1 protein-coding gene is annotated in these 1,623 nt (G+C 32.0%); it reads right to left on the bottom strand.

Going from position 1 to position 1,623, the window contains the following annotated elements; genetic code table 11:
• Window positions 1-158: 158 nt before the first annotated feature.
• Complete coding sequence (locus KLA_RS17140) at window positions 159-1,391, bottom strand: hypothetical protein (protein WP_152536877.1); 1,233 nt, start codon at window positions 1,389-1,391, stop codon at window positions 159-161.
• Window positions 1,392-1,623 lie beyond the last annotated feature (232 nt).

The raw sequence follows: 1,623 nt of genomic DNA, 5'->3' as shown, positions 1-1,623 counted from the left end.
AGAAATTACTAGGATTTGATCTTGGAATACGGCTATGAGTAGTTGCGTGGTTTAGCACTTAACTTTGCAAGTACACACCAAGCTGAAAATCCGCGAGGATTTTCAGAAGTAGGCGAGAACAAGCAATTACTTATAGCCATTGTTGTAACCAGTGCTTTTTATTTCATTGTTATTAATATACTTAATTTTCCTGAACCTTTATTTGTCTCAATTTTTAACGTAAAAGTTTCAAAGTCCCATATTCGTCCATACCATTTGTTGGATTGAATCAAATCTTTCTCTTTTTCCCATTCAAATCTTTCTTTAAAATATTTGTCCGCTCCAAAAATTTCAACAGCATTATTAACAACTAATTCGTACTCTCTTATAAAAGTGAAGTTTGAATAGTTATTGGTTTTTCGATAAAAATAAAGGTAGCTTTTACCATCTTCAAGGATTCTGTCAATTCTATTAAAGAATCCCAAATAATTATGAATAGGCTTAATTGTATTTGTCTCTCTATTTATATCGATAGATTTATAAGAATCCACAATCAATCCATTTTTCAAATCATTGACTAAAAGTTCGGAAAATGTGTTTTGGTCTTTTTCTTCCTTTTCGACAATAAAGTCAAATGATTGGATGAATTCATCAGCGGGAATAACTTTTGTGTCAATACCCAGTAACTTATAAAGTGCTCTGGTTTTTTTCAGAAAACCATTGTCGTCTGAAACAACGCAATCGCAGTAAGCTCCATAATAACTATGAATCCCGTCATTAAGCATATTATTGAATCTTACACTTTTAGACGGTTCTTTACTTATTCCTAAAAGGTCAAGGGTAAAGTATGCGTTTGTAAAAAAGTCATATTTTGATATTTCCTTGTCTCCATTTGGGTTTAAATTACTATTCACATATTCTACAAAAGTCTTTTGAAGATGAGAATCTTTCAAGTCTTCATTGAAATCTATCTCGTCATAGTCAATAGTAAACTTTCCATTATTTATATGCTTGTCCGTAACATTTCGCAACCCTTTATAAACAATTTTATCTTCCTGCATATTTTTTAGCATTCCCATAAAATGTTCGCTCCATTGCATTATACTCATTGGTTCTTTACCAAAAGGAAGTAGGTTTTTTAATGGGTCAGTTATTGAAGAGTCCAAGTTTTCCATTTCTGGGAAGTTGAAGTCTAATTTTGTTTCGGTTAAGAGGGTTTTTGCATTTTCAAATTTTTCTTGGTCTTCTGGATTTAGGTCGCTCGTGTCAAAATCAAAGATGCTTGAGAAGTCAATATCATCTGTTTCTTTTTCAACATCTGCAAATGCCTCTAAAGGCCTTGCTAAATAGCAAGATGTTTTCTTTTCAATTGCGTGGTATGATAGGTAATTATCATTCACAATTGAATCCATAAATTCTAATTCGGAATATTTAATGTTGGTTTTATCATTTTTTAAATCTCGAAGGTGAGCGTGGGAATAACAGAATAAACTTGCCTTTTGTTTCCTGATTTGGTTCAATAATTTGACATAATGAGGTTTTTCCTGTTTGAACAGGTGACTGAAGATTTGTTTGTCAAAATATATTCTTACCATTCATTTTTTCGGCATTGGTTACAACGTTAGGTATAACCGAAGTTACGGG

The sequence above is a fragment of the Cellulophaga geojensis KL-A genome (genome assembly GCF_000568425.1).
Lineage (GTDB): Bacteria > Bacteroidota > Bacteroidia > Flavobacteriales > Flavobacteriaceae > Cellulophaga > Cellulophaga lytica.
Note: the sequence above shows the minus strand (reverse complement) of the source record. Positions and strands in the feature narration are given on the sequence as shown.

Bases quoted from the DNA above. Each gene is read 5' to 3' on its own strand.
- KLA_RS17140 (WP_152536877.1), bottom strand. From the start codon at position 1,391: ATGGATTCAATTGTGAATGATAATTACCTATCATACCACGCAATTGAA.